The sequence below is a fragment of the Bacteroides sp. 11BF genome (genome assembly GCF_019633765.1).
Lineage (GTDB): Bacteria > Bacteroidota > Bacteroidia > Bacteroidales > Bacteroidaceae > Bacteroides > Bacteroides hominis.
On sequence record NZ_JAFKPJ010000047.1, the window covers coordinates 1 to 4,637 of the forward strand.

Annotated in this window: 8 protein-coding genes and 1 pseudogene; 4 read left to right on the plus strand and 5 right to left on the minus strand. The window is 53.3% G+C overall.

What is annotated here, in order from left to right; translation table 11 throughout:
* Positions 1-200 precede the first annotated feature (200 nt).
* From JZY04_RS20695 to JZY04_RS20710, 4 genes are all read left to right on the plus strand, one after another.
* Positions 201-419: a DUF3873 domain-containing protein gene (locus JZY04_RS20695; RefSeq protein WP_008770680.1), complete on the plus strand. Its 219-nt coding sequence runs from the start codon at positions 201-203 to the stop codon at positions 417-419.
* Positions 359-664, plus strand: coding sequence for a hypothetical protein (locus tag JZY04_RS20700; RefSeq protein ID WP_004310302.1), 306 nt, complete (start codon positions 359-361; stop codon positions 662-664). The genes JZY04_RS20695 and JZY04_RS20700 overlap by 61 nt, the downstream gene beginning before the upstream one ends.
* A 53-nt stretch (positions 665-717) precedes the next feature.
* The gene (locus JZY04_RS20705; protein WP_032595744.1) at positions 718-1,026 is read left to right on the plus strand and encodes a hypothetical protein; all 309 of its coding nucleotides are present in this window, start codon (positions 718-720) and stop codon (positions 1,024-1,026) included.
* Between the two features lie 116 nt (positions 1,027-1,142).
* A complete protein-coding gene (locus tag JZY04_RS20710; protein WP_004310300.1) occupies positions 1,143-1,364 on the plus strand; it encodes a hypothetical protein in 222 nt (73 codons plus the stop codon).
* Positions 1,365-1,426: 62 nt separating this feature from the next.
* On the opposite strand, the gene JZY04_RS20715 is transcribed toward JZY04_RS20710, so the two are convergent.
* The 5 genes and pseudogenes from JZY04_RS20715 to traN form a co-directional block, all read right to left on the minus strand.
* A complete protein-coding gene (locus tag JZY04_RS20715; protein WP_005827312.1) occupies positions 1,427-1,954 on the minus strand; it encodes a glycoside hydrolase family protein in 528 nt (175 codons plus the stop codon).
* On the minus strand, positions 1,951-2,457 hold the full coding sequence (locus JZY04_RS20720) for a DUF3872 domain-containing protein (RefSeq protein ID WP_032595742.1): 507 nt from the start codon (positions 2,455-2,457) through the stop codon (positions 1,951-1,953). Before JZY04_RS20720 ends, JZY04_RS20715 begins: the two co-directional genes overlap by 4 nt.
* A complete protein-coding gene (locus tag JZY04_RS20725; protein WP_004310298.1) occupies positions 2,457-3,356 on the minus strand; it encodes a toprim domain-containing protein in 900 nt (299 codons plus the stop codon). The genes JZY04_RS20720 and JZY04_RS20725 overlap by 1 nt, the downstream gene beginning before the upstream one ends.
* Before the next feature lie 8 nt (positions 3,357-3,364).
* Positions 3,365-3,940: a conjugal transfer protein TraO gene (locus JZY04_RS20730; RefSeq protein WP_032588474.1), complete on the minus strand. Its 576-nt coding sequence runs from the start codon at positions 3,938-3,940 to the stop codon at positions 3,365-3,367.
* A gap of 2 nt (positions 3,941-3,942) precedes the next feature.
* Positions 3,943-4,637: pseudogene (gene traN / locus JZY04_RS20735) on the minus strand (conjugative transposon protein TraN); the annotation flags it as partial.

The window sequence follows — 4,637 nt, forward strand, 5'->3', positions numbered from 1 at the left end:
TCAGAGTGAGGAGCAATTAAGGGCGAGCGTCAAGGACTTTGCCGAGAAACACGAACTTGACAAGTTCTTCCTTTACGGCTTCGGCTCTCATCATTTCTACCTGCACCAACGCTACACGAGCGACCCCGAAATGGTGATGCAACACAGAGTGCTGTCTGTACATTTCTAATCATCTAAATAACAACGACTATGGCAACAAAATGACAATTAACGGAGTAAGCACCTGCCAATCGGCAGGAACGGAGAACTACGAGAAATTCCAAACGGGTATCGACAGACGCAAACGCACCCTTGTGCAATACGACTACCGCCACACGGACGGGGAACTTTTCTCTTGTGTCAAACCCACATTAGACGAATGTCGAGCCGCACGGGACAAGTGGCTAACGGCAAAGGAAAGGAAGGAGGAGAAGCGATGAACGAAGCAGGCTACCAAACGCTGATAGTCAAATTCAGCGAACCCATTACGGCATTGGACGGCATCTTTGACGATGCCGAAGCGTGGGGAGTTGATACCCTAAAGGGGTGGATAGACAGCTATGAAAGCAGCCGTTTCACTGCCATTGACAGCCATACGGCAGTCATCACGAGCGAGTATAGCATGGAATGTCTGAAAGAGTGGCTGGAAAAATGCACACCCATAACCGAGAAAACAGAATTTTGAACATTGGGGCGGTGTCCGCACCGCCCGAACCATAAACCTAAAAGACAACGGATATGATAGCAAAGACAATTTTAGAGCAGATTGGCGTCAGACGCTTTGCCGCCATGACGGGAAGCAAAGACTTCACAGACATGGGCAACGGCTTGCGCATGAGCCTTGCGAGGAACAAGACCAGTGCCAACCGCCTTGACATCATCTATGACGGAGGGGCAGACCTATACAATATGCGTTTCTACCGCAAGACGTTCAGCAAAAAGACATTCGAGAGCAGGACGAAGGACATTGAAACGCACGAGGGGATATATTGCGATATGCTGGAGGAAATGTTCACGATGGTAACGGGACTTTACACCCGCTTTTGAGGGGTGGGCGGCAAAAGCCGCCTACTTTCTTTCATGAGCATGATGGCGGATAAGAAAGTAGGCAAAGAAACCTTTGTACCAATCTACGATAGTATTCACAAAAACAAGTTTTAATCATGGAAACAATCAGACAGAACGGAAAAACCATCTTGTACAGCAACGACGGCATAAGCATAAAGATGGTTTTCAAGAACCTTACGGGCAGGAATTTTCAAGGTCAGGAATATACAGACTATATCCGGCATATCGCAATCGGCAGCATGGGATTTTCACCCGGTATCATAGAGCATTGCAGGGACGGTGAGGTTGCAGGCAAAGGGACAATCCCGAATGTATGAAAACTGAAACTCCGATGAAGTTGGCGGCTTCATCGGAGTTTCTTTCGTCAGACACTTATTCTTTATGGTACATACAGCAGCGCAAACTCAGCCTTCCTTCGTTTGAGCAGCATGGCGTGGCGTTTCCCCTTATAGTTACAGAAAGCGATATACTCCCGGTAGATGTTCCTGTCACCCGCCTCCAGCTTTCGGATTAGCGTGCTTTTGGGTATCTTCCCACTCCCCAAAAGACGGTACGGACCGACATTGTAGGCGAGCGTGGCAAGCAGAAGCGAATCCTTCCCGAACTGCTGGAACATCGCGCAGAACTTCCGCAGGTCTTTTCGCAGAAGCGCGTCCGCCTGCCGCTTCGTCATGGTGCGTGCCGAATACCTTTCCCCCGGCTGCAACCGATGTCCATATCCTACATACGGGTGATGTTTTTCCGAATGCCAGCCCTCAAAATACTTCGTGCATCGCACCGCCCTCTCAAATGGTGGCAGCCGGTAGATAGCCGCCTGCCCGTCCGTTCCCTCATGGCGTCTGTTCCGTGCGGACACGGAACAGACCGCCAGAAGCGAACAGAGGATAGCCATGAATACACGCATCATCGTGTAAAGGGCTTGAAGTTCCCGATGGGGACAACAGTGATAACCCCGTCATCCTTCACGTTTCGGTTGTTGAAGTCAAATTCCAACTCATAGGAGTTGCCGAAATTGTCCTCCACTACCACGATGAAGTTGTGCGCCTCGTCACCTTGCGCCGTGTAGTACAGCCGGAACTTCTCGTTTTCGAGCAGGTAGCGGTCATTGGGCAGGAAAGTGATGCCGTTGTCCATTTTCAGTGTGCCCTCACCCTCGAACTGGAAATACCGGATGGTATAGAGGGTATTGGCGAAATCGCCCGTTTTCTTCAGCTCACAGCGGATTTCCACCGTCTGCCCCTTTGTGACCTTGTTCGGCACGGGCATGGTTTCCACCGTGAAGGGATAGGATTGCTGGATGTCCATATCGTCGTCGCACGATACGAATGTGAATGACACTGCGGCGAACAGGCAGAGTGCCAACGCCTTGAAGATTGATGTTCTCTTGTTCTTGTTGTTCAGTATGTTCATTATTCTTTGATTTTTAGATTGTTGTTCTTTTGTTGTTTTCTTGATACTTGTTGCAGGTACTCGTTCAAGTCCTTGCAGCCTTGATAGATGCCGGAACGGTCTGTCACCTTTCCTCCGTAGCGTGTCCGCAGGGCTTCCATTGCCCTGCGTCCGGCTTCGTCTCGGTCGAGGTAACAGTCGATGCGCTCGTACCCGTCCAGATGTTTCAAAGCCTTTTCCACGTTGGCGACGGAGTTCAGCACAAGGCAGTCACCCGTTGCCAAACCGAGCGTGACGGCGGACAGGAAGTCCATAAAGCCCTCGAACACGCTGCACACGTCCGCCGGGATGTCCCCCGCCTTGACCAGCGACACGTCCTTTGGTGGTACGCAACCCTTGAAACGGCGGCTTCGGGTTTCATAGCCGCCCGACACGTTCGGAAAGCCGACGGCAAAGTACCGCTTACCACGCACGCCGTAGTTCAGGCGGCAGCAGTGGCGGGATGCAACGGCATAAGGGATGCCTCTTTCCTTCAAATACTCCGTCAGCGGAGAGCGGAGCAGCGGGACGGCTTCCACTCCCTCAAAGGCAGGTTCGGACGGTTCCGGCAGGTACAACGGCTTTTCTGCTGCGGCAAGCGGCATACGGGCGGTTTCCGCTATGAATCTCGCCTGCGCCATGAAATCCCCGCTTCGGGTAAACTCCCCGACAAGCGTGAAGATGTCGCCGCCCTTGCCCAAGCCGAAGTCGTACCAGAGCTGTTTCGCCACGTTCACACGGAAGGAGGGCGTGCGTTCACTGCGGTATGGCGCACGATACCACAGCTCGTTTCCGCTCCTTCGGACAGGCTCATGTCCCAGCCGTGCGAGAAAGTCCGCAATGGGTATCTGCCTCATATTCTCAATGTCCGTCCGTTCCATGCGACGTGTCAGTTGATGATTATCTTGACGCCCGCCCCGAACTGCGTATGGAACTTCCGTGTGTCGCCACCCCACAGCAGGCGCTCCCGGAGGTTGGCGAGCAGGGCGATACGGTCAGCCACGTAAAACTCCACATCGAGCGTCAGCGCACCGCCGTAGATGAAGGCGTCCCGGTCATGGAGCGTGGAGCCGTCATGCAGCACTTTCTCGCCCCAATTCACCGACTCATATCCGGCGAGAGCCGAAGCCCCCGCATAGACGAACACTATTTTACGGGCGTCGGAGAGTATCTTGAAATAATAACCGCCCTCCGCCGTGAACTGCGCCACAGGTATGGCGGTATCCTTGTACGGGTTGTTCTTCAAGAGGTATTCGCCACCGAACACCCACTTGTTACCGTTCTTCGTGTAGGTGGAGAGAGCCGCCCCGAAACTGTAACCGCCATTGTTGCCACTTAAACGCATACCGTCCACAAGGTTAGCTCTCAATTCGATGCCCTGCATCTTCGGCAGGCATCGCTGGGCGTGCGCCTGCCCCGTGAACAGGGCAAGCGACACGATGATTATTGCGATGTACTTTCTCATGGTCAGCGCACTTGAAGTTCGTTGATGGTATTGGCACGTACCAAGTCCTCGTTTTCAATCACGAAAGACTGGTGACGCCCCCCGTTCTTCTCGTTGAGTTCNTTCAATCACGAAAGACTGGTGACGCCCCCCGTTCTTCTCGTTGAGTTCCACCACGAGGCATTTGTCGTCGGGAATGGTGAACTTCGCCATCGTGAATACCGTGCGCTCGCTCTTCTTGCCCGGCACGAGTGTGGCGTAATTCTGCGCACGGAGCGGCAGGATAATCTGCTCCTGCACGGCGGTACGCTTCGCCACCTTCTTGTCCACGATTTTCCATGTGATGTAGTCCACATCGAAAGGCACGTTGCTCTGGTTCTTTATCTCCGTGTGGAAATAGAGTAACCCATTATGCGTGTAGATACCTTTCAGCAGGTACTGGATGCCGAATCGCTTGCAGCCGATGTGCTTCACCTCACGCTTGTTCTGCTTGTGGATGGACTTCATGATAAGGCGCACCAGCATCGGGCTTTCGCTGCCCAGTTCCTTCAGGTAGATTTCCTGCGCGTTGTTCGGGCGGTTCACCTTCTCGCCGTCATGGATGAAGTCGCACATCTCCACGTTGAGCAGCAGCGGTTCGGCGGCGTACTTCACGTGTAGGCTCGGCGATGGGCGCCTTACCACCTTTCGGTGGTAGGTTTCCCATAGCCTGCCCCCG

Coding starts and splice junctions, on each gene's coding strand:
- JZY04_RS20695 (WP_008770680.1), top strand. CDS start 201: ATGACAATTAACGGAGTAAGCACCTGCCAATCGGCAGGAACGGAGAAC.
- JZY04_RS20700 (WP_004310302.1), top strand. CDS start 359: ATGTCGAGCCGCACGGGACAAGTGGCTAACGGCAAAGGAAAGGAAGGA.
- JZY04_RS20705 (WP_032595744.1), top strand. CDS start 718: ATGATAGCAAAGACAATTTTAGAGCAGATTGGCGTCAGACGCTTTGCC.
- JZY04_RS20710 (WP_004310300.1), top strand. CDS start 1,143: ATGGAAACAATCAGACAGAACGGAAAAACCATCTTGTACAGCAACGAC.
- JZY04_RS20715 (WP_005827312.1), bottom strand. CDS start 1,954: ATGATGCGTGTATTCATGGCTATCCTCTGTTCGCTTCTGGCGGTCTGT.
- JZY04_RS20720 (WP_032595742.1), bottom strand. CDS start 2,457: ATGAACATACTGAACAACAAGAACAAGAGAACATCAATCTTCAAGGCG.
- JZY04_RS20725 (WP_004310298.1), bottom strand. CDS start 3,356: ATGGAACGGACGGACATTGAGAATATGAGGCAGATACCCATTGCGGAC.
- JZY04_RS20730 (WP_032588474.1), bottom strand. CDS start 3,940: ATGAGAAAGTACATCGCAATAATCATCGTGTCGCTTGCCCTGTTCACG.